This is a genomic window from Streptomyces sp. CWNU-52B, from assembly GCF_047444975.1.
Classification (GTDB): Bacteria; Actinomycetota; Actinomycetes; order Streptomycetales; family Streptomycetaceae; genus Streptomyces.
This window is the reverse complement of record NZ_JBLFJV010000007.1, coordinates 105355-127764: the sequence shown is the minus strand read 5'-3', so window position 1 is coordinate 127764 and position 22410 is coordinate 105355. Positions and strand designations below refer to the sequence as shown.

The following is a 22410-nucleotide window of genomic DNA, read 5'->3' as shown; positions in this document are numbered from 1 at the left end:
GCTATCGAAGCATCGCGCAGGGTTACGCTCGGCCGATGTACATCAGGCGCCGGCCCGGGTCGTCCCGGGCCCACCGATCCCTCCGCGCGTACGGCACGCTGCTCGCCGCCGCCGGACTCCTTGTCTCCGCCTGCTCCGCGGGGAGTTCGACGAGTTCCGCGAGCCCGGCCGGATCGGTGGCGCTGCGTGCGCTGCCCGCGGCCACCCCGTCCGAGCTGGCCCCGTACTACGAGCAGCGGCCGGTCTGGCGGGCCTGCGGTGTCTCCGGCTTCGAGTGCGGCACGCTGAAGGCTCCGCTCGACTACGCGGCCCCGGCCAAGGGCGACATCCGGCTGGCCGTGGCCCGCAAGAAGGCCACCGGCCCCGGCAAGCGGATCGGCTCGCTGCTGGTCAACCCCGGCGGGCCGGGCGGCTCGGCGGTCGACTACCTCCAGTCGTACGCGGGAATCGGCTACCCGGCGAAGGTCCGTGCCCGGTACGACATGGTCGCGGTGGACCCGCGCGGCGTCGCCCGCAGCGAGCCCGTCGAATGCCTCACCGGGCAGCGGATGGACGCGTACACGCAGACCGACACGACCCCCGACGACACGCGTGAGACCGGTGAACTGGTCGACGCCTTCAAGGAGTTCGCGGCGGGCTGCGGGGAGCGCTCGGCGAAGGTGCTGCGCCATGTGTCCACGGTCGAGGCGGCCCGTGACATGGACATCGCGCGGGCGGCGCTGGGCGACGAGAAGCTGACGTACGTGGGTGCCTCGTACGGCACGTTCCTCGGGGCGACCTACGCGGGGCTGTACCCGGACCGTGTCGGCAGGCTGGTCCTGGACGGCGCGATGGACCCGTCCCTGCCCGCGCGGAAGATGAACCGGGACCAGACGGCCGGCTTCGAGACGGCGTTCCGGTCCTTCGCGAAGGACTGCGTGGGTGAGTCCGACTGCCCGCTGGGCGACGCGGGCACGTCGCCGGAGCAGGTCGGCAAGAACCTGAAGGCCTTCTTCCAGAAGCTGGACGCGGGCCCCATCGACGCGGGTGACGCGGACGGCCGGAAGGTCGGCGAGTCGCTGGCCACGACGGGGGTCATCGCCGCGATGTACGACGAGGGGGCGTGGCCGCAACTGCGCGAGGCCCTCACCATGGCCATGAAGGAGAAGGACGGCGCGGGCCTGCTCGTCCTGTCCGACAGCTACTACGAGCGCGAGGCGGACGGTTCGTACGCGAACCTGATGGCCGCCAACGCGGCGGTCAACTGCCTGGACCTGCCGGCCGCCTTCGAGTCCCCGGAGGAGGTCGAGAAGGGCGTCCCGGACTTCGAGAAGGCCTCCCCGGTCTTCGGCAGGGGGCTCGCCTGGGCCTCCCTGAACTGCGCCTACTGGCCGGTGAAGCCGACGGGTGAGCCCCGCCGGATCGAGGCGAAGGGCGCGGCGCCGATCGTGGTCGTCGGCACGACCCGGGACCCCGCGACCCCCTACTCCTGGGCACGGTCCCTCGCCGCCCAGCTCTCCTCGGGCACGCTCCTCACCTACGAGGGCGACGGCCACACCGCGTACGGGCGCGGCAGCGCGTGCATCGACTCCGCGATCAACAGCTACCTCCTGGAAGGCACCCCTCCCAAGAACGGAAAGCGCTGCTCGACGACCTGATCCCCGCCCCACGGCCGGCCCGCCGGGGGTGCCTCCAGGGCAGGTACGGAGCACCCCCGGAAACTGTGTAGACTTGCCGACGTTGCCGATCGCACCATAGTTCTGGCAACGCGCCGCCTTAGCTCAGCTGGCCAGAGCAACGCACTCGTAATGCGTAGGTCTCGGGTTCGAATCCCGAAGGCGGCTCTGTGGAAGCCCCAGGATTCTCACTCGCCGTGACCTGGGGCTTTTGCTTTTTCGTGACCCCGATTCGCCGGTGAGTTTCGGATTTTGTCGGCCGCCTAGTTGCAGCGCCAGTTGCTCGTCCGCGTCGAGGATCCGCAGACGCAGGGCTGCCGGCCGGGCACACCCCCTGTTTCCGTCGCGATCCCCGACGGATTTGTGGAGGACAGGCTGTCCCCCACAGCTGCGTTGCCCAGCAGACCACGCAGGTGTCCAGGCGCTGACGCGGAACGCTGGGGGGCTGCACGGTCGTAACGACCGTGCAGCCTGCGCGCGGGGGGTTTCGGCCGACGGGGGTTTCGGCCAGGGCGAACCCTGGCTGCCCACGAGCGCGTGATTCGGGCCCTGGAGTTTAGGGCGGACTGACCTGCCAAAACGTGCATCGCCCACCCGTGTGGGCCACTTAGTGACCTCATGTCACTCAGTCCCGCCCGCCCTCTCGTGCCTGGGGTGCGAGAGGGCGGGCGGGAGCCAGATGATGCCTCGGACCGCCATGTCCGGTACGCGCAGGCAGGGCAAGCATTGACCTCGATATCGAGGACATGGGCGCCGATGCTCCCCTTGGAGATACCGGCGGACACCGCGCCGCTCATCAGTGGAGCGACGCAGTAGCAGCAGGCCCGGCCTGCGTACCGCTCCCCGTTCAACTCCGTGGCGGGGCGTGGCGTAGGTAGGCCTTCATAACGGCCGGTCTGCGAACGGGACCAGGCTGTACTTCTCACGGCACGGTGCGCACGCGAACTTGTTGCCCGCGGTGTTCGGCCCGGACCCTGCTTCTTCCACGCGGACTAGCCGGACGCCACGTGTGAACTCCTGATGCCATGCGCAGAATCCGTACCCGACCGGAGCCCCGTCGGCTCGCTGAGCGGCAGCAGCAGAAGCGTTTGCCGTTTCGCTCATGACCTCGGCTCCCTGGCCTTCTTGGAGTGAGGGTGATTGCGGATCTCGACTTCGCACTCGGTGGCGCGGCGGATGTTCTGGGCACGCTCGTACTGGACGCGCTGCTTGTCGAGCGCTGCGCACACGTCACAGCCGGGTGCCGGCGGTGGTGGCCGCGTCGGGTCCGGCAGCGTGACAGGCCGCCCCTGAGTCGTCTGTTGCGTCATCCGAATGCCTCCGCAGGGAGTCGTCCGCCCGGCCCGAAGCAGGCGCCGAGCAGCAGGGGATCCGTCAGGCGTCCGCTCCCGTGCGGCCGTGCGATCCATACGCGGCCAAGCACCGGGCGGTTGACGGGCGGGCAGTACAGCGGCCACTTGGGCGGGTGCACGGTGAGCCGCTGGACGTCGTCCAACTGCTCGGCGGCATCGAGCGGGACCAGCAACCAGGCGCGCTCAGCGGCCGGATAAGCGAGCACGGGCCCGAGAGCGTCGGGTGCTATCCGCTGCATCGCGTCCAGGGTGCGCAGGAACGGGGCTTCGACGGCGAGCCAGCGTTCGCCGGAGGGGACGAGCGCGAGTTCGCCGGAGGACCAGGCTCGGTGCACGGCATCCGGGGTGGGGGTGCAGTTGGCGAGCCAGTCGCGGCCCGCATGGCGTGCGTCCGGGTTGTGTGTCCGTGTGGCCATGACCGGGACCGTAGGCCCGCCGATTGCGCATCTGCTTGCCGATTGCGCCCGATTGCGCACGCGGTCACAGCAGTTGCGTACGGTTGCTCAGGCGAGGTCCAGGGACGCCCGCGCGCGCCCGATCAGGCGGCGGGCCGGCGCCCCGTACTCGGCGGACTCGGCCAACCACTCGAAGGCCCGCTCGTACAGTTCCAGGTCCTCCTCGCCGGTCAGCCACAGCTCTTCACTGATCGTCTCGACGATGACCAGCCGACGGTCATAGATCCAGAAGGCGTGTGGGGCCGTACGGCGTAGCTGCGCTCCGAACGGCAGGATGCCGAGTTCGATGCGGCGCTGCCCGACGAGGTTATACAGCCGATCCAGCTGCTCGGCCATCACGTCTTCAGGGCACGAGCGGTGGTACAGCGCTGCCTCGCACGCGAGGAAGTGAAAGGTCTTCTCCGGGTCGTACAGCGCTGCTTGGCGGCGCATGCGCGCTTCGACGGACGCTTCGGTCGTCGGCGGGATACCGCGGAACTCCGCATTGGCGTCGAAGATGGTCCGTGCATACTCCGGCGTCTGGAACAGGCCGGGCACCCGGGAGACCTCAAGGCCTCGGAGTATGCGCGTGTTCTCGGTCTGCCGGACGGCGATCTCTTGGCGGCCGCGGTGCCCTCCGGCCAGCTGCCTACGCCAGGACCGGTGTCGCTGCTTCATCTCCAGCCCGGCGAGCAGCCCCCGCAACTCGGCCTCGACGTCCGGACGGCCGACGCCGCGGGCCCATGCGGTCATGTCGGCGGCGGTGGGGGTCTGTTTGCCGCTCTGGAGCCGGGAGACCTTCGAAGGCTGCCAGCCGAGCGCAACGGCGAGGTCTTTGCCTTCCAGGCCGGCCTCGGCGCGCAGTTCGCGCAGCCGTGCGCCGAGGGCCTCCCTGGCGGTTTGGAAGTCTGTGGTCACACGGTGGAACGTACCTGCGCGGCGAACTCTTCGGTACGTACTGCGTGGTGCCATGCGGCGTCCCGGGCCTGGCAGGTGGCGAGGACTTCCGCCGGGTCCTCGGTGACGTACACCCCGAGGGTGGTGCCCTCGTCGTCGTGAGCGAAGCGGATGACGGTCTTGGAGTCGAGGACCCAGAAGTCGTGATCCGGGAGCCGCAGTTCCTCGGCGAGGGCGCGGGGCAGGTTGCGGATGTCCTCGCCCGCGGAGACGTTGCTGGGGGCTCGGGCCATGAGGAATGCCTGCCCCTGAGTCAGGGGCTCGTCGACGATCCGTACACGCTCGAACCGCTTTCCTGCTGCGGTCTGCTCGGCCACGTTCTGGCGCCACGCGTTGGCCGGTCCGTTGGCGACGTCCTCGCCCGCGAGGAACCGGGGCCAGAGCGGAGAGCGGCGGTCCGAGGCGTAGCCGCGGCGGGTCTCCAGCCGCCAGGCCGTGTGCCGGAACTCGCTGAAAAGGTGCGAGACGGACGCGAACGGCTGAAGTTCGGGGGCCTCCGTGCGGGGCGCGTACCGGGTCAGCAGGCTGCGGGGCACGCGGACGAACGTCTCGCTCGACTTCACGTCGCGCAGCTGGGCGAGATGCTCGGGCGCGGTCTCTCGGTCGCCCTGCACAAGGATCTCGTCCGTGCCCTCGATGTCGTACAGGGTGGGGCAGTCTCCGTCGTCGCTGGTCGTGCCGAGGAACCTGAGCGTCATCGTGTCCTCCGTCTGCGCTGGCTGGGGGTTCAGCATGCGCAGGATTTGCGGACTCCGCCCGAGGATTGCAGCAGATTGCGCGTGTTCCCTGGTGTGGGCCGATTGTGCGCAACTGCTGCAACGCAGAACGGCCCCCGGCTGAGGTGACCGGGGGCCATACGTGTGCCCCTTCCGTGCTTGTCCGCGACGCCCACAGGCAGGTCGCTACGGTTGGGGCGTATTCGGGCTGTGCCCAGGGGGCGGCTGGTGGCTGTACGGGGCGCCGAGTGGGGGCCCGTACTGTTGAGGTGGCTGCTGCCCATGCTGTTGCGGCGGGTAGCCGTACTGCTGGGGTGGCAGCGGTGCGTATGACGTGGTGACGGTCTTGCGGCCCATGGCGGCTGCGATCGGCCAGCCGGTGATCGCCCAGAAGCCGCAGGTGATCACGGATAGGAAGATGTGGAGTCCGTGGTTCGCGCCACGCTTCTGGACGTGGCGTTGTGGTTGCGGGTGCATTCGCCCTCTCACTGTGGGTTTGGGGCGTCAGCTTTCCATGTGACATTGGCGCTATGTGGCGAAACGACTTGAAGTAACCCAGTCGTGGAGAGGCGCGTTCTCTCGCGCTCAGCGGCAGTGCATATCCGTTACCTGCATAGCTGTTACGGGCCCGCGCGACCCGTAAGCCGATCCTCTGGCACGCGGAACGTGGCGAAGATACGTCGGCCTTCAAGGATCTGCTCCGGCGTGAACCGGGGGGCCTCGCCGGCCTCGCGCTTCTTACGAGCCGCAGCCTCAGGCCCGAAGATGGCTTCGCAGTCGGCGATGGAGAACGGCTCGCTGTTCACGATTCCTCACCGCAGGGGGCGTCGGCTGCGGCGCCCTGCTTGGGCCCCGCGATACGGACCGATGCGAACAGGGCCCGTAGGAAAGCGATCTGCTCCGGCCGGAACGGCGGCGCGGCAGCCGCATTACGCTTCGCCGCCGCGACTGCGGCCGGGCCGAGCCGACGTTCGATCTCTTCGCGGTTGAAGAGCGCACCGGCGCTCATGCCGGCACCGCGGTGAGGTGCTCAGGCTCCGACTCAGCCGGGGCCGGAATGGGGCCGCCGGGCCGGGCGAAGATCCTGCGAAGCTTCTCGACCAGCTCCGGACTCGGGTCCGGGGCCAGAGCGACGCGCTGGCGGATCTGCTCGATGACCTCGTCGCCGAGGATTTCCCGGCGCTCTTCGGGGGTCACGCGGCGACCTCGATGGGTACGTGCTTCGGGGAGTGGGTTGTGATCTTCATACGAGCTGCGTGCCCCGCCTGCGCCGGAGACTGCCGCTCTTGATCACGACTTTACCCAACGCGGATCGTCTCTTGATCAGACAGCAGCGCCTCCGTCCGTGTCTCTCGCTGCCCAACCGGAGCCTGAGCAGCGGCCGGGCAGCGAGCAGGGGAGGCCGCTCAGCATCCCTTGCCCTTGATCCGAAACCGACGCCTCAACGGATGGGTGCTGGCGCGAGCTTTCCTCGCGGATGAGACCGGCTGTACGGCTTCCGTGATGCCCGTGGTCGTGTACCCGCCCGACGAACAAGGCGGCCGACGCGTCCGGATCGACGGGGAGGTCCTCGGCCGGGCGCACGGGCTGCGGGACATCGCCGAGGCGTATGCGCCGAGTCCGGGTTGGTCGAGTGGCGAGGTGCCGGCCCGGACTTTTGGGCAAGCGGCACCGTTGACCAGGGCATGACTGCCTGCGCATGAAGGCGCCAGGTGAGACCGGCACCGGCCACGGCGTCGGGCGGGGGAAACCGGACCGGTGCCATACGTCCCCGGTGGCGCGCGTCACGGCCGTAGCCGTAGCCGTGGCCGAGGGATGGGACGAGGACGGGCTGGCTCGCTCGCCGTTCAGGACTGGGTGGCGCTGCTTGCTGTGTTGCAGCGTGGAACCGTGCGTGAGGTACTGCAGCTGGCCGGCGATGGTGTGGCCGGGGCCGCGGCGCGGGGCCTGCCGGGGCCTGCCGGGGGCTGCGGAGATGGCGGCCTCGTTTATCGGCGAACTCCAAAAGCGCGGCTCTGAGTAGCACGCTGGAGTACTTCCCGGACGCTCTCGGGCTCCCCCGCTGCGACCCGGCTGCGGGCTGAGCCGCACGCGATGCTGGTACACGGCAAGGACCAGTCGTGGAACTTCGCGTAATTCCCCACGTAATTCCCCAGGCTGAAGTTCAAGGACGTCCCCATGGGGAACGCGGAATTGCTCCGCGACGACCAGGCGGACAGCACACTTCCCTGGCCGCCTGGCAACCAGCCGATCTGCGCCCAACGGGGCCAGGAACGGGCCCTGGGAGGCGGGCTGAGGAGCCCCTCTCCCTCCTGCTCCGCGCGCACTCCGCTGAGGGCACGACGTAGTTTCGCCCATGGGCTGGAGGCCGGAATCGGCCATGACGCGCAGGGCCCCGGCGGACCGCTTGTCGCGCTGGGCAGCGAGGTCCGTGGCGCCGTCGGCGAGACCTACCATGACCGAGAGGTTGAGCCAACGATGTGTTGCGCATCTCTCGTGCGGCCCGTGAGCGCCCCATCGCCGCGGTGAGCCGGACGCGCTGGGCGCGTTCTGTCTCCAGGCGGGCGGCCCGGTACCAGCACCGTCGGGGACGTCCGCCGGGTATGGAGCGTCAGGCCGGTGGCGACAGCCCCCGTCGCCGTCCCGAGCAGGTAGAACAGGCCGAGGGAGCGCTCGCGATCAGAAGACGGCGAAGGCCAGTTCGACGAGGCTCACCCGGAGCCCGGACCAGGCCCTGCAGGGATCCGCGCAGAGTCAGGCTGTGCGGGGCGACGGCGCGTTGACGGAGGCCGGCTGCCACACCTCAAGCGATCGCCCAGAGTGACACCGGACACGCATCGGAGGCGGGGAAGGCCGACATGCTCAGCGGTCGGCACTACCCGGCGGAACGACCCATTCGGCGGGTTGGCCGGTGAGGGAGGCGATCATGTCGAAGTCGCCGTCGTAGTGGAGGACCGTTCGCCGGTTCAGTTCCGCCGTGGCGGCGATCAGCAGGCCAGGAAGGGACAGAGTGCGGTGGAAGCCCGCGTTGAGGGCATGGCGCTGGATCTCGAGAGCGCGTAGGAAGGTGTCGTCGTCGGTGCGGAGGTAGTCGAAGGCGTGGAGCCAGGTGCTGATCCGTGTTGCTTCTGAGCTGTCCCGTGCAGAGTGGATCATCTCGAACTCGGTGGGCTGGCATACGGCGAGGAGGTAGCGCTCGTGCAGAGGCTTGAGCACCTCCTTGACGCTCGGCTTCGTCCAGCGGGCGAGGGCGGACTTGTCGATCAGGTAGTGGTCCTGCATCAGGCGGCCCGGCCTCCGTCGCGGTCGCCGTTGTGCTTGAGGGAGCCGTCTGCGTTGCGGGGCCCGGTGTTCTCGACGATCTCACTGAAGTCGAGTTCGCCGACCTCCATGGCGTCGAAGCCCTCCTGCCGCAGGTGCCTCTTGACGGCATCTTCCATGGCGAGGCGGACGGCTTTGGCCTTCGTTTTGGTCCCGAAGATGCGCATGGCCTCGGTGACCATGTCTTCATCAAGGTCGATGACGGTTCTGGCCATGTGGATGATCCTTTCGGAGATACTTTCGCCCCAGTGAAACGATACCATTTATTGGCGATGGTAGATATCGTTTTGATTGAAGGTCCAGTCGTGGATGGAGGCTGCGGTGATCACGGTGACGTGTCGCGCGGTCGCTCCTTGTGAGAAATGGACAGTCGTCTTCATGCCGGCTCCGCCCCTGTCGGGGGTTTCGGCGGTGAGGTACCTGTGGGCACCTTGGCGCTGCCCGTGTGTGCATGGTTTTGGTCTTTCGTCCGGTGTTCGTGCTGCGGCAGCGTCTGTGACCGTGCCGAGGGTCGAGAATGACTCGGTGCTTCCTCTCTCCGGCGACTGACCGCACGGCGAGGCGGTGGCTTGAGGTGCGAGTGGAAGGGCCCGTGGGTGAGGGAGCAGGAGCGGCAACAGGGGGACGGGCGGGCAGCGGCCCGGTTGGTCCGGCCTGTCGTGGCCCGTGGTGCGTCGGCGGTCGAGAGTTTCGCCGGGGTCGAAGCCGGGGCTGCCCCCGCTCCGCGCGAGGTGATGGCGCTCCAGCGGTTGGTCGGTAACTCCGGTACCGCCAGGCTGCTGGCTCAGCGCGGGCATCGGCAGGGTGTTGCCGGGCGGGTGGCCCGGGGTGCCGAAGTGCCCGTTCAGCGCAGTCCCGCCACGGAAGTCGGCGTCGGGGCCCAAGTCCCTGTGGCCGGGAGGCGAGCGGGTGCCGGCGTGCCCGCTGCCGCTCGGGTCGTTCAGCGGATGCCCTGGCCGCCCGACCCCGCTGCGGCCCACCGGCGCATACTCCAGCAGGGCTGGCGGGTGGACGAGGACGGCGGGTACACCAGGGGCCCGGTGCCGGAGACCGGGGAGTCGGCCGGTGGCCGGCGGCCCGAGCCCGCGGGGCGGGAGCAGCAGGATCAAGGGCAGGCGGCTGGTGAGGACGAGGCCGTCACGCTTCGCGTCATGGTGCGGAAGAACGCCAGTTTCCGTGACGAGGACTACCTCAACCGGGTCGGTCACTCCTGGGTTGCGTTCTACAAGGGCGACAAGTTCCAGTCCTCCGCGGGCTTTTATCCCAAGAACGGGCAGATCAATGCGGACGCGCCGCACCGGAGCGTGCCCGGCCAGGTGCGGAAGGACTATGACGACCCGGCAGAGGCGACCACCGAGCTGTCGGTCGACCTCGACCCGAAGCAGTTCGCGAAAGCACAGAAGTACGTTCAGAAGAATCTGAACCACGAATACAACGTGTTTCTCTACAACTGCTCCGACTTCGTGATCGGGGTGCACAAGGCCGCCACCGGCCACAGTCCTCCCGGCCGCAATCTGCTGTTCCCGAACAACCCCAACGACCTGCACGCCGGCATCAAGAAGCACAACAACAACAGCAGCGGGAGCGGCGGCGGAAAGTAGCGCCGGAGACGGCTGGTCGGTGCTGCCGGGAGGACGCGGGACCGGGCGCGGGGTGTGCGCTTCAGGCGCCCGACCTGCCCCGCCCCGCGAGTTCCTGGGTGAGGAACCGTTCGAGGTCGGTCAGCGGCTGGTCGGGGAGCAGTCGTTCGGGTCCGTTTGCGGGCGGCGGGCTGGAGAACAGGGGGTCCGCGGGGAAGGGCAGGGCCGTCTGCGTGGCTCCGTAGGCCACCAGGGTGCGCCAGGCTGCTCTGGCACAGCGTCGTACGAAGGACTTCATGCGGTCCGTTCCTCCGAGCGAGTGAGCGGGTGAGCGGGTGAGCGGGTGAGTCGTGATCGGGCTGGCGGTCGGGGTGGGGACGGCGCCAGTGGTGTCCGCTGGCGCCGTCACCTTTTCCGTGCCGTCGGGCACCGTCAGAGCTCGGCGGCGACGATGTCCTCGGGGAGGCGGAAGCAGAGCGAGCCGAAGAGGAAGCCGGCTCCGATCGCCGCGATGACGAGCAGGTCCGAGCGCCGGGCGTGGCCCTCGTGGGCCAGCCGCCAGAGGGACGTCAGCGGCGACACCGAGGCGGTGTTGCCGAGCGTGTCCGCGGTGACGGGGACGAGTTCGGGGTCGGCGCCGACCATGCGTCCGATCTGCCGTACGAGTTTGGCGCTGGCCTGGTGCAGGGCGAAGCCGCCCACCTCGTCGACCGTGACGCCGGCCGACGCCAGCGACTCGTTCAGGGACTTCGGGAGCCGGGTCATCGCCTCCCGCAGCACCACGGCGCCGTCCATGTGCAGATACGGGGTCCGCGGTGTCTCGGTCGGAGAGCCCGGCACCTCCTGGTTCAGGCGCCAGGGCGCGGGCATCCGGACGGCGTCCGAATAGGTGTTGCCCAGGTCGTAACTGAGCAGCCCGTCAGGGCCGTCCGACTTGCGCAGCACGGTGGCCCCGGCGGCGTCGCCGAAGAAGATGCGTGTGACGCGGTCCTGCGGATCGGTGCCGCCGGAGCCGCGCTCGGCACAGACGATCAACGCCGTTTCCAGGCCCGGCTCCTGGAGGAGAGACGCGGCCGTGTACATGCCGTACACGGTGGACGCGCACGCGTGCTGGGTGAAGTCGACGATCCGCGGGGTCGCGATGCCCAGGCGCGCGGCGATGGTCACGCCGAGCGAGGGCATGACCCAGTCGGGCGACGTGCACGCCACGACGAGTACGTCGATCCCCGCGGCCTGGACCTCGGCCGCCGCCAGGGCCTTCTCCGCGGCCTCGACCGCGAGGTCGGCCACGGTCTCGTGCGGTTCGAGGAAGCGGCGTTCCCTGATGCCGGTCCGCTGCTCGATCCACTCGGGTGTGGTGTCGAGCGACGCGCACAACTCCTCGTTGGTGACCACCCGTCGGGGCAGTGCCAGGGCGACACTGCGCGGGCTGACCGGGGTGAGTGCCCAGGTGGGCATGCGTCCTCCTCATTCCTCCGGGGCTCAGGTGCTCAGGTGCTCCGAGGCTCCGGCGCTGCGGTGTTGGGTGTCGGGTGTTGGGGTGCCGTGGTACCTACTTCTCCTCGAACGCCATGCGCACGGAGGAGCTCCGATGGGGGCTGGGCGTGGGCCTCTTCTCGAACTTGATGCCGAACCAGTTCTCGTAGGCGGCCAGGACGGCGGCGTCGTCGGCGAGTTTCTCGGTCGTCGTCTCCGTGCCCCTGGCGACCGTCAGCACGTCGTCCTTCAGGAGGACCCAGCCGTCGTCGAGGGGAAGCCGGCAGAACATGTTCTGCAGGAGCAGGGACTCGGGACTGGTCCGGTACCACCAGATGACCTGGTCGAAGTCCGAGAGGGACACCGGGTCGTCGTAGAAGCGGTACAGCGGTTTCCCGTCGCACAGGACGTCGGTGGAGCGGTCGTCCACGGCACGGAGGGCGAACTCGCCGTGCGGATCGGGCTGTGCGTCCGCGGTGTCCAGCGCCAGCGGGTACCTGCTGCCCTTGCCGAACCCCACGTCGGCGAGCCACCGTCGGCCCTCGGCCTCCGCCGTGACCACCAGGTGGTTGTACGGGGCGTTGAGCCGGCCGCCGATCCAGACCCGCCCGTGGTGCAGCCGCGTCGGATAGCTCAGGGCCTGGAGCAGGAGGAAGAACGACATGTTGATCTCGCCGCAGCCACCGCCGCGGCCCTGGCGCACGATCTTGTCGATGACGTGCTCGTCCGTGTACTCGACCTCCCTGCCCAGGTGGTAGTCGAGGCTCTCGAACGGTACGGACAGCGCGTGGCGTTCGTGGAGATGGCGCAGCGCGGCGAGGTCGGGGCGGTCCGGTCGGGCGGCTGAGATGCGCTCCAGGTACGCGGCCGTCGTTGATGCGTCCAGCATGGAAGGTCCCTTGGGCGGAGTGGATGCGTCAGTCTTGCTCGAACGAGAAACGGATCGCGTTCGTGGTGTGCGGACTGGGCACGGGCCGCTTGTCCAGGTTCATTCCGAACCATTTCCGGTAGGCGGCCACGACGGCGTCGTCGTCCGCGAGCGTCTCCGTCGTCCTCTCCTCGCCCGAGGTGACGGTCAACCGGTCGTCCCGCAGGCTGACCCAGCCGTTCTCCAAGGGCAGCGAACAGAAGATGTTCTGGAGGAAGGGGGAGCCCGGAAAGGTCCGGTACCACCACATCGTCTGGGCGAAATCGGTCAGTTCCGCGGGCTCCTCGTAGAACAGGTACTGGGGTACGCCGTTCCGTGCCACCTCGACGCTGCGGGGGTCCACCCGCCGGGTGGAGAACACGCCGTGCGCCTCGTCCCAGAGGTCGTCGGAGTCGACGAGCAGGGGGTGCCGGCTCCCCTTGCCGAAGCCGACGTCCGCGATCCACCGGACGCCGTCGAGAGCGACGGTCAGCATCATGTGGTGGTACGGGGGAGTGGCCCGGTCGCCGAAGCGGATCCGGCCCTGATGCACCGTCACCTCGAAGCCGAGCGCCTGGAGAAGCAGGTAGAACGCGGAGTTGATCTCGTAGCACCCACCGCCGCGGCGCTGGTGCACGATCTTGTCGATGACGCGCTCGTCCAGGTAGATCTCGTCACCGGAGTGGTAGTCGAGACTGTCGAACGGCACCGACAGCACGTGGCGTTCGTGGAGATGGCGCAGCGCGGTGATGTCGAGGCGCTTCGGCGCGTCGGCGGAGATGCGGTCCAGGTAGGCGGACACGGTCCGTTCGTCGAGCACGATGTCTCACACGTCCTTTCCACTGAGCCTCGGGAAGAGCCCCTCGGCGTTTCGGTGGTCGAGAAGGAGTCGTTCCTCGGCGTCGAACCTCCCGTGCGCCAGCACGCGGTGACCGGTGCCGAGCGTCGCGGCCTCGGGCATGAGGGGGAAGTCCGAGCCGACGAGGATCCGGCTCGCCGGGATGAGCGACCGCAGGGCCGCCAGGGAGTGCGGGTCGCCGGTCATCGCGATGTCGACGTACAGCCGGCGCAGCGAGTCCATCGGGTCCGCGGGCAGCCGCCGGGCCAGTGCCGGGCTGATGAGCGCCCCGGCGGCGAGCCGTCCGGCGAGGGCGGGGACACCACCCCCGCCGTGCGGCAGGATCACCGACAGCTCCGGGAAGTTCTCCAGCGTCCGGTTGCAGAGGAGTTGGGCGGCCACCCGGACGGTCTCGAAGGGGAACTCGTACCACGGCGCGGGCAGCTCCGGCAGCGGCCGGGCGCCGGCCGGCACCGTGGGATGCACGAACAGCGGCATGCGCCGCCGAGCCGATTCCGCGAAGAGCGGGTCCATCGAGCGGTCCCCGACGTACAGGCCGTCGTAGTTGCTGAGCAGGCCCACCCCGTCGAGGCCGAGCACGTCGACGGCGTACGTGAACTCGTCCAGCACCGCGTCCATGTGGGGAAAGGGAAGCACGGCGTACGCGCCGAACCGGTGCGGGTGATCGGATACCAGGCCGGCCAGGTATTCATTGACACGGCGGGCGAACTCCGCGGCCGGTTTGGCCTCCAGGGAGGTCGGAACGCCCGGCCAGACACTCGCCACGGCGGCCCGGATTCCATGGCGGTCCATCATGGACAGGCTGGATCCGACATCCCACGTGGGTTTGTCGATGCCGGGCAGCACGATCGGAATCCCCAGGGACTGGAGTTCGTCGCGGTAGAAGTCCGGGAGGATGTGGTGGTGCACGTCGATCGCGCGCAGCCACGGTTTTCCCACGGGCGCCTGTGCATTTCCGGCGGGTGTCCGGGTCTCTCCGGCGAGTGCCTGGGTTTTCCCCGCGAGTTGCTGGGGTTCCCCCGCGGGGGGCCGGGTGTTCTCCGCGGGTGCTCGGGTGTTCTCCGCGGGTGTCCGGGGGTTCTCCGAGGGTGTCCGAGTGTTGTCGTGCATGCCCGGTCCTCAGTCCCTGCTCGTGCCGGAGGGGTTGCTGATCAGGCAGCGCCAGACTCCGTCGGTGCCGCGCCGGGCGACGTCGGCGGCCGTTCCCTCGATCCTGACGTGCTCGCCGTCCGGTCCGGGGCCCTCGTGCACGTAGTCGATGATCATCAGCGCCGTGTCACCGACCGTGTAGGCGTGCCGCACCTTCAGGCTGATGGGCAGCCGGTGGGCGAGCGATTCGTCGCTCGACTCCCAGAGCTGCTCGCCGGCCTGGAATCTGCCGGGGGACAGGACGCGCATGGCGTGCGGGTCGAAAAGCATCTTCAGGACTTCGAGATTGCCGGCGTTGAAAGCCTCCGAGAATGCCGAGGGAAGTCGCACGAGGTCTGTCGGAAGGGCCGTCGACTGGTCGGTTGAATTCACCATGGGGACAGCACACCGGTGTCACGGGAACGCGCTCAACCCGGCACCGGCCAGTCTGTCAGGTCGTCGTCCGCGGAGTGCCGGAGTTCTTGCGACCTGACGAACTGTGCGGCCCCCGGCTGTGCTTACCGGTTTCCCGGAACTCATGATGCCGCTCGTATCGATCGTGACGTGGTGACCGAAAAGACGAGTGGCGAGGAGTGCCCATGATCAAGGTAGCCATCATCTTCCATTCCCGGAGCGGCAACGTGTTCCAGCTGGCGGCGGCCGCCGCCGAGGCCGCCGAGAAGGCGGGCGCCGAGCCGAAGCTGTTCAAGGTCGGCGAGCTCCCGGACCCGATGGTGCTCGACAGGGAGGCGTACGACGAGGTCGGCGCCGCCACCGCCGACCTGCCCGTCGCCACCCTGGACGATCTGGTCTGGGCGGACGCCATCATGATCGGCACTCCGGTCCACTTCGGGCTGCCGGCCCCGCAGATCCTGAACTTCATCGACCACTCCGGCCCGGTCGCCATCCCGGGCATGCTGGTGAACAAGGCCGTCACCGTGTTCGCCTCGGGGTCCGCCGCCCACGCGGGCCAGCAGACGGCGATCCTGGCCCTGCACAACTCGCTGTGCCACTGGGGTTCGCTCATCGTGCCGAACGGATCGAGCGTCGAGATCCTGGGCTCGGAGCACAACGGTTCGCCGTACGGCACGTGCAGCATCTCCCGGCATCTGGCGAGCGAGGTGCACGAGGACAACCTCAGGGCGATCGAGTACCAGACGCAGCGTGTCGTGGAGGTCGCCACCGCCTACCAGATCGGGCTCCGGCAGACGGAGTCGGCCATCAAGTACGTCAGCCTGGAGGACCTCGCCAGGAAGTTCCCCCACCTGTCGATGGACTGAACCTGTCGCTACCCGTTGCTACCTGTCGCCGGACTGAGAGGCGAGAGGCCGAGCGGAAGAGCGCGTGACGACGGACAGCGACCGGCCCCGAGCGGGCCGGTCGTTGCGTGTGCCCAGCCTTTTTCCGTTTCTGTTTCCGCCTACGTTTCCGCTTACGTTCCCGACTCCGTTTCCGTCGTCGGACAACCGCGCACACCCGGTCCATCGTCGGATCACCGCCGCCCGGCTCCCCGTCCCCGCCGCAGTGGCAGTCGCAGTCGCGGTCGAAGAGGAGCCGGGCGGCGGTTCGTTCAGCAGGTGATCAGCGTCAGCCCCATGGACATGCCCCCGCCGAACGCGGCGAGGAGCAGCAGATCGCCCTCGGCCACTGCGCCCGAACGGCTCAGGTGGTCCAGCGTGATGGGCACCGACGCGGCACCCGTGTTGCCGTACCGGGTGACCGTGGTGGCCATCCGCCCGGACGGGATCCCCAGGCTCTCGGCGACCGTCTCCAGGATCCTTCCGTTGGCCTGGTGCGGTACGAAGTGCGCGAGCTCGTCGGGCCGTACCCCGTTGTCCGCGAGGAACTCCCGGATGCCGGGGACCACCACGGTCTCGATGAAGTCGCTCACGCCCCGCCCGTCCATCGAGAAGTGCTGCAGCCCTGCCCGTAGCGTCTCCTCCGTGGCCGGCAGGCGGCTGCCGCCCGCGCGGACCTGGATGAGGTCACGTGTCGCGCCGAAGCCGGCCAGCCGGGTGGACCGCAGCCGGCGCCGCTCACCCGGGCCCAGGACGACCGCGCCGGCGCCGTCGCCGAACAGCAGGGCGGTGCGGGGGTCGCCGAGGTCCAGAATGCGTGAGTAGACGTCGGCGCCGACGACCAGCGCGTAGCCCTGTTCGGCGCCTGCCAGGAGCCGTTCGGCGACCGGCAGGGCGTAGGTGAAGCCGCTGCACACCGTGTTGACGTCGAAGGCCGCGGTGCCGTGGCCCGCGCCGAGTTCGTCCGCCACGACACTCGCGGTCGGTGGCTGCGGGTGGTCGGGCGTGGAGGTCGCCACGATGACGACGGACAGCTCGGAGGCGCTGAGGCCGGCCTGTTCGAGAGCGGCCCTGGCGGCGGCGACGGCGAGATCCGACGTCGCCTCCTCGGGCTTGGCCCAGCGCCGCTCGCGGATCGCCGTCTTGCGCCAGATGGCTTCCTCCGACACCCCGACCAGGTCGCTGATGTCCTTGTTGTCGATGACCCGGCTCGGCACGTAGGAGCCCGTGCCGAGGATTCCGGGGCCTCCGGTGACCGCACCACATGTGATCATGGTCTGCTCCCCTGTCGTCCTGATGGGTACGGCCACCCGCTCCGGGCCGGACACGACGGGAACGGGTCGGATCCCGGCTCCGGTGTCGGTGTGCCGTCTGTTCGGCGCCGTCCGGCGCCTCCGTCACGCACCGGCCCGACGCCGTACGGGACGGTCGGCCGGATGCGACGGATCACAGACATCAGGACAGTGGGCGCGCGCCCGCGCGGTCCACCGGAACTCCGAGGGTCTGTCAGGTGACCGGTCGTCGGCGTGTCATGTGACGGGTCGCCGGCGGAGGTCGATCTGGGCCTGGAGGCCGTCGAGCGCGTACCGCAGTCCCAGGTGGAAGTTCTGCTCCCAGTCGTCGTCGAGCAGGTAGTCGTGCGCCGCCAGCGTCGGATAGGTGTCCCGGTGGTGGTGCAACTGCTGTTGTGCCGCCGTGCGTTCGGAGTCGGACCAGCGCAGGCTGGACTGGCTGGCGGTGGACCCCTGGAGGTGGCTGTACAGCAGCCAGCACGCCGCCGTGGCCGCCTGGCCCCGGAAGCCGACACGTACCAGGCAGGCTTGCAGGAACTCCATCCAGGCGAGGAAGTTCGGTCCGATCGAGGGCCGTTGACGCAGGGGCAGGGCGGCCGACCAAGGGTGCCGCAGGAGCGTGGCCCGGCAGTCCGAAAGGAGGGTGACGATGTTCTCGCGCCAGTCACCGGAGTCCCCGTCGGGCAGCGGGGTCTCGCCGAAGATGGCGTCGATCGCCAGGTCGATCACGTCGGCCTTGGTCTTGATGTGCCAGTAGAGCGTGGTGGTGCCGACGCCGAGCCGCTCCGCGAGATGACGCATGGTCAGCCGGTCCATGCCCTCCTCGTCCAGCAGCGCGACCGCCCCCTCGGTGATGCGCTCCAGGGTCAGCGGCGGTACCGCGGGCGGAACCGGCGGGCGCAGCCAGACGCTGTGCGCCGAGTCCGAGTCCGAGTCCGAGTCCGGGGCCGAGTGCGAGTCCAGGCCCGGGTCCGGGTCCGGGTCCGGGTCCGCCGAATCGTTCCCCCGTGGCTTGTTCACGACGGTGCCACCAGCCTCTCCGGCTCTCATGCTCAACTGCCCGACCAGGGTAGTACGTTGATCTATCGCACCGAACGTCGTACGGGTACTGGAACATGGTTCGAGCGGGAGGTCTCTTGAAGCTCGTGGTGTTCGGCGCCAACGGTGCCACGGGGCGTCTGGTCGCCGCCATGGCCGTCGCGGCGGGGCACTCGGTCACGGCCATCGCCCGGCGGCCTCGGGAGTTCCCGTTCTACGACCGGGGGTTGCAGGTGGCCGAGGTCGACGTACGGGACGCCGAAGCGGTGGACTGGGTCGTGGCGGGCCATGACGCGGTGATCTCGGTCATCGGCGTGCCCCCGACCAGGAGACCCGTCACGGTCTACTCGGAGGGCACGGCCCATATCGTCAGGTCGATGGCCGGTCACGGGACGCGGCGTCTGGTGTGCGTCAGCTCCGCGGGGCTCGACCCGGGCGCGGGGTCGGGGTCGGGCCCGGGGCGGGCGCTGTGGCGCCGGGAGGTGCGGCGCCGCGTCTTCCAGGCGCGGATGCTCGGTGTGCACAGGGACATGGGGCGCATGGAGGACATCGTCCGGGGCAGCGCGCTGGACTGGACCCTCGTCAGGGCCGGCCGTCTGATCGGCGTGAGCCCCACCGACTACCGGACCTCCCCGCACGCCCTGCCCGGCGCCTGGACGTCCCGCGGTGATCTCGCCCATCTGCTCCTCCGCCGGACGGTGCGGTGCGGCCCGGTGCGCGACACCGTGTACGTGACGTCCAGCGACCGTCGCTGATTCACGGCTCTCGCTGAGGCGGTGCCTGCGTCTGCGACTGGGCCTGCGCCGACGACGGTGACGGCGCCGATGACGGTGACGGTGACGGTGACGGTGACGACGGCGGTGAGGACGCTGGTGAGGACGGCGGCAGGTCGTCGGCCCATGGGTCCAGGTCGCCGTCCGCGTCCCAGAGCAATGGTCCGGCCAGGGTGTAGGTGTCGAATGCCTGGGGCGTCGTCAGGCCGGTCGGAAAGCTGTATTCCGCGGGGCCGAGTTGATCGTCGGCCTGCTCCGTCGGCCCTGGACGACCGGAATTGCCGTCCGCCGGTTCCGGTGATTCCGCTTTTCTTTTCCCGGTGATGTCCATGCCCATGAGGGTGAGGCCACCCGTGAGATCGCTGTCAATCGGGCCGGTAACAGTCCGTCATGTCCGGTGGTGCCGACGAGTTCCCGACGGTGCGTTGTGCCTCTTCGGTGAGCGAGGTGACAGATGTCAATCCTCACCGTGGAGGAACGCCGCACGGGCCCATAAAATCACATCTGCTTTGGCAGCTTTATGGCAACCGCAGGAAGGGGGCGGGCTCGGACACGTGGTGCCGCGATTCGGGCTCGTCCGCATGGCGTGATCAGCTTCCGCCGGAAGATCGCAACGCCCTGCGCCCGGCGGAGGTCACGGAGAGCCGCCCCCGGTACGCGCGTGTCGCCAAGGTGCACGGGGAAACTGCACGATCCATTCGAGGGCGCCATCTGCCTGACGAGAGTCGTATGTACGGGGGTACTGCAGTGCCATTGCCGCTGGTCACCGTTCACAGTGGAATAAGGGGAGTAAGTCGCTCGCCCGACGAAGGCGTAAGTGATGATTTACTCCAGGAAATGTCGACGTCCCTTTTCGCGTCCCTGCCCAGAGCCGACCAGCGCAAGAAAGGCGTGACGTACGTAAAAGGGCTGCTGAAGGTCACCGGGCGCAAATCCATCAGGAATATCGCGAATCTCATCGGAGGGCGAGCGGTAGACCAGAGCCTGCACCATTTCATCAGCGAGTCCACCTGGGACTGGATGCCGGTGCGCCAGGCCCTGACCCGGTATCTGGTACCGCGGCTTCCCGTGGAGGCCTGGGTGGTGCAGAACACGGTGATCCGCAAGGCCGGCCAGCACTCCGTCGGTGTCGACCGCCGCTTCGTACCGGCCGAGGGCCGGGTGCTCAACGCCCAGCAGGCGGTCAGCGTCTGGGCCGCCTCCGGCAGGCGGAGCAGCCCGGTGGACTGGGACCTCCATCTGCCGCGGGTCTGGATCGACGACGGATCGCGCCGGAGCCGGGCGTCCATCCCGGACAGCGCCGAGGTGGAGCCCGTGACCGACAGGGCCGCCAAACTCTGCGTCGAGATGATGACGAAGTGGGCGATGCCGGTACGCCCGGTGGTGCTGGACGCACGGGCCATGGACGTGCCCGCGATCGTGAACCGGCTGGGCAGGCGGGGCATCCCCTTGATGTCGCGCATCGACGAATCGCTTCCGCTCGTCGTCACCGACCCGGCGCTGACCGGGTACCAGGGGTCCACGAGGATGCAGGCGTGGGAGGCCGCGCGGGCCTGCAACGGCTCCCGGCGCCCCGTCCGTTGGCTCCGGCCCGGCCCCGGCGGCGGTCTGCGGACGGGACAGCTGGCGACCGTGACCGTGCGCCTGGGCTCGGCGAGGCCGAGCATGCGGCGGTCGGGAGCGGCACGGCCCCTGACGCTGATCGCCCTGTCCGAGTCGAGCAGGCAGCAGGACGCCCCGCAGCTGTGGGTCACCGACCTGACACGTGCGCAGCCGGCCGCCCTGCTCGCGCTGTGCACACTGCTGGACCGCGTCGAGCACGACTACGCGCAGGTGTCCAAGACCGTGGGCATCGAGGACTACGTGGGCCGGTCGTTCGAGGGCTGGCACCGGCACATGACCCTGGCGTCGGCCGCGCACGCGGTGTCCGTGCTCGCCTCGGCGGATGTCACGGACTGGCAGGAGGCGGCGGGGGCGCGGCACGGCACCTGACGAAGTGCCGAGCCGCGTGTTGTCGGGCTCCTGCCCCGCACCACAGGATCGGTCTCATCGCAGGACCGGTTCTCCACCGGACGGCTGTCGAGGCGTCTCGTACGTCTCGCACGTCTCGCACGTCTCGTACGTCTTGACGGCTGTCCGGGCGCCGGACGACGCGGCGGCGACCGATCACCCGGTTCCGCACCAGGGGGCGCGGCCGTCCCGCTCCGCGACCGCACACGGCGGCCGGAGCGGGACGGCCGGAGCAGGGCGGCAGGAGCGGGGGCTGTGCCCGCGCTCCTGCCGGACACCCCCGCGGAGCTCCGCGCCGCTGCCTCCCCTCACCCATCCGCGCGACCCATCCGCGTGACCCATCTGCGCACCCGGTCATCCCCACAGGAGAGATCAGTGGACAACCCCGTGCTCGAACTCGGATCGAAGCCGGCCTGCCAACAGCCGCGGTGGGACGACGAGGAGGAGCTGCGACGGGTACGGCGGCGGCTCCTGCGCGCTCCGGCACTCGTCGGATCCGAGGACGTACGCGCACTGCGCTCGGCCCTGGCCTCCGTGGCCTCCGGTGCCGCCCATGTGGTGCAGGCGGGCGACTGCGCGGAGGACCCGGCGGAGTGCACCGCGGACCATGTCGCCCGCAGAACGGGCCTGCTCGACGCGCTCGCGGCCGAGCTGACGGCGGCCACCCGTCGTCCGGTGGTCCGCGTCGGACGGATGGCGGGGCAGTTCGGCAAGCCGCGGTCCAAGCCCACGGAATGGGTCGGCGACGTCGAACTCCCCGTCTACCGAGGGCACATGGTCAACAGCCCCGAGCCGGACCCGCTGGCCAGGCGGCCCGATCCGCAGCGCATGGTGACGTGCTACCGGGCGTCCGGCGACGTCCTGCGCCACCTCGGCGGGCGCCGCGGCCGGGCCGAGCCGTCGGCAGGGCCGTGGGCCGGGCCATCGGCCGGGCCGCCGGTATGGACCAGCCACGAGGCGCTCGTACTGGACTACGAACTCCCCCTGGTGCGGCGGGATCCCGCGGGCACGCCGTACCTGGCCTCCACGCACTGGCCGTGGATCGGCGACCGCACCCGGCAGGTCGACGGGGCCCACGTGGCCCTGCTCTCCGCGGTGGCCAACCCGGTCGCCTGCAAGGCGGGGCCGGGCATGACCGTCGGTGAACTGCTCGCGCTGTGCGAGCGGTTGGACCCCGGCCGGGAGCCGGGCAGGCTCACCCTGATCGCCCGGATGGGCGCCCAGCTCGCCGCGCGCCGGCTGCCGCCGCTGGTGTCGGCGGTGCGCGCCGCCGGGCACCCCGTCATCTGGCTGTGCGACCCGATGCACGCCAACACCGTCACCACCGCGGACGGACGCAAGACCCGTTACGTGGAGTGGATCACCCAGGAGGTGCGGGACTTCCGGGCCGCGGTCCGGGCGTCCGGCGGGGTCGCCGGCGGTCTGCACCTGGAGACCACGCCGGACGACGTGACCGAGTGCGCCCCGAATCCGTCCGCCGCCGCCTCCGCCGCCGACCAGGTGCGTGAGACGTACACCAGCCTCTGCGACCCGCGGCTCCGCCCGGATCAGGCGGTGTCCGTCGTCGCGGCCTGGGGCGCGTGACACCTGGGGCGCGTGACACCTGGCCCCGGG

23 protein-coding genes and 1 tRNA gene are annotated in these 22410 nt (G+C 69.6%); 7 read left to right on the top strand and 17 right to left on the bottom strand.

Annotated elements, in window-relative coordinates:
• Window positions 1-35 precede the first annotated feature (35 nt).
• Together ACLVWQ_RS10085 and ACLVWQ_RS10080 are read left to right on the top strand one after the other, a co-directional pair.
• The gene (locus tag ACLVWQ_RS10085; RefSeq protein WP_414107969.1) at window positions 36-1637 is read left to right on the top strand and encodes an alpha/beta hydrolase; all 1602 of its coding nucleotides are present in this window, start codon (window positions 36-38) and stop codon (window positions 1635-1637) included.
• Between the two features lie 112 nt (window positions 1638-1749).
• A tRNA-Thr gene (locus tag ACLVWQ_RS10080) sits at window positions 1750-1823 on the top strand.
• Window positions 1824-2755: 932 nt separating this feature from the next.
• On the opposite strand, the gene ACLVWQ_RS10075 is transcribed toward ACLVWQ_RS10080, so the two are convergent.
• The 8 genes from ACLVWQ_RS10075 to ACLVWQ_RS10040 form a co-directional block, all read right to left on the bottom strand.
• Window positions 2756-2965, bottom strand: coding sequence for a hypothetical protein (locus tag ACLVWQ_RS10075; protein WP_414107968.1), 210 nt, complete (start codon window positions 2963-2965; stop codon window positions 2756-2758).
• Window positions 2962-3423: a hypothetical protein gene (locus tag ACLVWQ_RS10070; RefSeq protein ID WP_414107967.1), complete on the bottom strand. Its 462-nt coding sequence runs from the start codon at window positions 3421-3423 to the stop codon at window positions 2962-2964. Before ACLVWQ_RS10070 ends, ACLVWQ_RS10075 begins: the two co-directional genes overlap by 4 nt.
• 87 nt (window positions 3424-3510) lie before the next feature.
• A complete protein-coding gene (locus tag ACLVWQ_RS10065) occupies window positions 3511-4359 on the bottom strand; it encodes a helix-turn-helix domain-containing protein (RefSeq protein WP_414107965.1) in 849 nt (282 codons plus the stop codon).
• Window positions 4356-5096, bottom strand: coding sequence for a DUF6879 family protein (locus ACLVWQ_RS10060; protein ID WP_414107964.1), 741 nt, complete (start codon window positions 5094-5096; stop codon window positions 4356-4358). The genes ACLVWQ_RS10065 and ACLVWQ_RS10060 overlap by 4 nt, the downstream gene beginning before the upstream one ends.
• Window positions 5097-5916: 820 nt before the next feature.
• Window positions 5917-6123 (bottom strand): hypothetical protein, encoded by a 207-nt coding sequence (locus ACLVWQ_RS10055; RefSeq protein ID WP_414107963.1) that lies wholly within the window; start codon window positions 6121-6123, stop codon window positions 5917-5919.
• Window positions 6120-6311, bottom strand: a complete 192-nt coding sequence (locus ACLVWQ_RS10050; protein ID WP_414107961.1) for a hypothetical protein — start codon at window positions 6309-6311, stop codon at window positions 6120-6122. The genes ACLVWQ_RS10055 and ACLVWQ_RS10050 overlap by 4 nt, the downstream gene beginning before the upstream one ends.
• Window positions 6312-7976: 1665 nt before the next feature.
• Window positions 7977-8396: a PIN domain nuclease gene (locus ACLVWQ_RS10045; protein WP_414107960.1), complete on the bottom strand. Its 420-nt coding sequence runs from the start codon at window positions 8394-8396 to the stop codon at window positions 7977-7979.
• A complete protein-coding gene (locus tag ACLVWQ_RS10040; protein WP_414107959.1) occupies window positions 8396-8650 on the bottom strand; it encodes a type II toxin-antitoxin system VapB family antitoxin in 255 nt (84 codons plus the stop codon). The genes ACLVWQ_RS10045 and ACLVWQ_RS10040 overlap by 1 nt, the downstream gene beginning before the upstream one ends.
• A 381-nt stretch (window positions 8651-9031) precedes the next feature.
• Between ACLVWQ_RS10040 and ACLVWQ_RS10035 the strand changes: the two genes are divergently transcribed.
• Complete coding sequence (locus ACLVWQ_RS10035; protein ID WP_414107958.1) at window positions 9032-10036, top strand: hypothetical protein; 1005 nt, start codon at window positions 9032-9034, stop codon at window positions 10034-10036.
• Between the two features lie 61 nt (window positions 10037-10097).
• Here ACLVWQ_RS10035 and ACLVWQ_RS10030 read toward each other — a convergent pair whose 3' ends face one another.
• From ACLVWQ_RS10030 to ACLVWQ_RS10005, 6 genes are all read right to left on the bottom strand, one after another.
• Entirely contained in the window at window positions 10098-10313 is a 216-nt protein-coding gene (locus ACLVWQ_RS10030) for a DUF6059 family protein (RefSeq protein WP_414107957.1), read from the bottom strand.
• A 134-nt stretch (window positions 10314-10447) separates the two neighbouring features.
• Entirely contained in the window at window positions 10448-11473 is a 1026-nt protein-coding gene (locus tag ACLVWQ_RS10025; protein ID WP_414107956.1) for a 3-oxoacyl-ACP synthase III family protein, read from the bottom strand.
• A gap of 94 nt (window positions 11474-11567) precedes the next feature.
• Entirely contained in the window at window positions 11568-12380 is an 813-nt protein-coding gene (locus ACLVWQ_RS10020; protein ID WP_414107955.1) for an arylamine N-acetyltransferase family protein, read from the bottom strand.
• Window positions 12381-12408: 28 nt separating this feature from the next.
• Entirely contained in the window at window positions 12409-13218 is an 810-nt protein-coding gene (locus tag ACLVWQ_RS10015) for an arylamine N-acetyltransferase family protein (protein ID WP_414107954.1), read from the bottom strand.
• Window positions 13219-13224: 6 nt separating this feature from the next.
• Window positions 13225-14367: an amidohydrolase family protein gene (locus tag ACLVWQ_RS10010; protein ID WP_414107953.1), complete on the bottom strand. Its 1143-nt coding sequence runs from the start codon at window positions 14365-14367 to the stop codon at window positions 13225-13227.
• Between the two features lie 9 nt (window positions 14368-14376).
• A complete protein-coding gene (locus ACLVWQ_RS10005; protein ID WP_414107952.1) occupies window positions 14377-14781 on the bottom strand; it encodes a YybH family protein in 405 nt (134 codons plus the stop codon).
• 203 nt (window positions 14782-14984) lie between these two features.
• Here ACLVWQ_RS10005 and ACLVWQ_RS10000 point away from each other — a divergent pair, with 203 nt between their 5' ends.
• Window positions 14985-15665, top strand: coding sequence for an NAD(P)H-dependent oxidoreductase (locus tag ACLVWQ_RS10000; protein WP_414107951.1), 681 nt, complete (start codon window positions 14985-14987; stop codon window positions 15663-15665).
• 290 nt (window positions 15666-15955) lie between these two features.
• On the opposite strand, the gene ACLVWQ_RS09995 is transcribed toward ACLVWQ_RS10000, so the two are convergent.
• The gene (locus tag ACLVWQ_RS09995) at window positions 15956-16957 is read right to left on the bottom strand and encodes a 3-oxoacyl-ACP synthase III family protein (protein WP_414107950.1); all 1002 of its coding nucleotides are present in this window, start codon (window positions 16955-16957) and stop codon (window positions 15956-15958) included.
• A gap of 255 nt (window positions 16958-17212) precedes the next feature.
• Window positions 17213-17995: a TetR/AcrR family transcriptional regulator gene (locus tag ACLVWQ_RS09990; RefSeq protein WP_414107949.1), complete on the bottom strand. Its 783-nt coding sequence runs from the start codon at window positions 17993-17995 to the stop codon at window positions 17213-17215.
• Window positions 17996-18120: 125 nt separating this feature from the next.
• Between ACLVWQ_RS09990 and ACLVWQ_RS09985 the strand changes: the two genes are divergently transcribed.
• Window positions 18121-18768, top strand: a complete 648-nt coding sequence (locus tag ACLVWQ_RS09985; protein ID WP_414108099.1) for an NAD(P)-dependent oxidoreductase — start codon at window positions 18121-18123, stop codon at window positions 18766-18768.
• Window position 18769: 1 nt separating this feature from the next.
• Here the strand turns inward: ACLVWQ_RS09985 and ACLVWQ_RS09980 are convergent, their stop codons facing one another.
• Complete coding sequence (locus ACLVWQ_RS09980; protein WP_414107948.1) at window positions 18770-19117, bottom strand: hypothetical protein; 348 nt, start codon at window positions 19115-19117, stop codon at window positions 18770-18772.
• A gap of 506 nt (window positions 19118-19623) precedes the next feature.
• Here ACLVWQ_RS09980 and ACLVWQ_RS09975 point away from each other — a divergent pair.
• Window positions 19624-20778: an IS701 family transposase gene (locus tag ACLVWQ_RS09975; protein WP_414107947.1), complete on the top strand. Its 1155-nt coding sequence runs from the start codon at window positions 19624-19626 to the stop codon at window positions 20776-20778.
• A 393-nt stretch (window positions 20779-21171) separates the two neighbouring features.
• Window positions 21172-22380 (top strand): 3-deoxy-7-phosphoheptulonate synthase, encoded by a 1209-nt coding sequence (locus tag ACLVWQ_RS09970; RefSeq protein WP_414107946.1) that lies wholly within the window; start codon window positions 21172-21174, stop codon window positions 22378-22380.
• The last annotated feature ends 30 nt before the right edge of the window (window positions 22381-22410 follow it).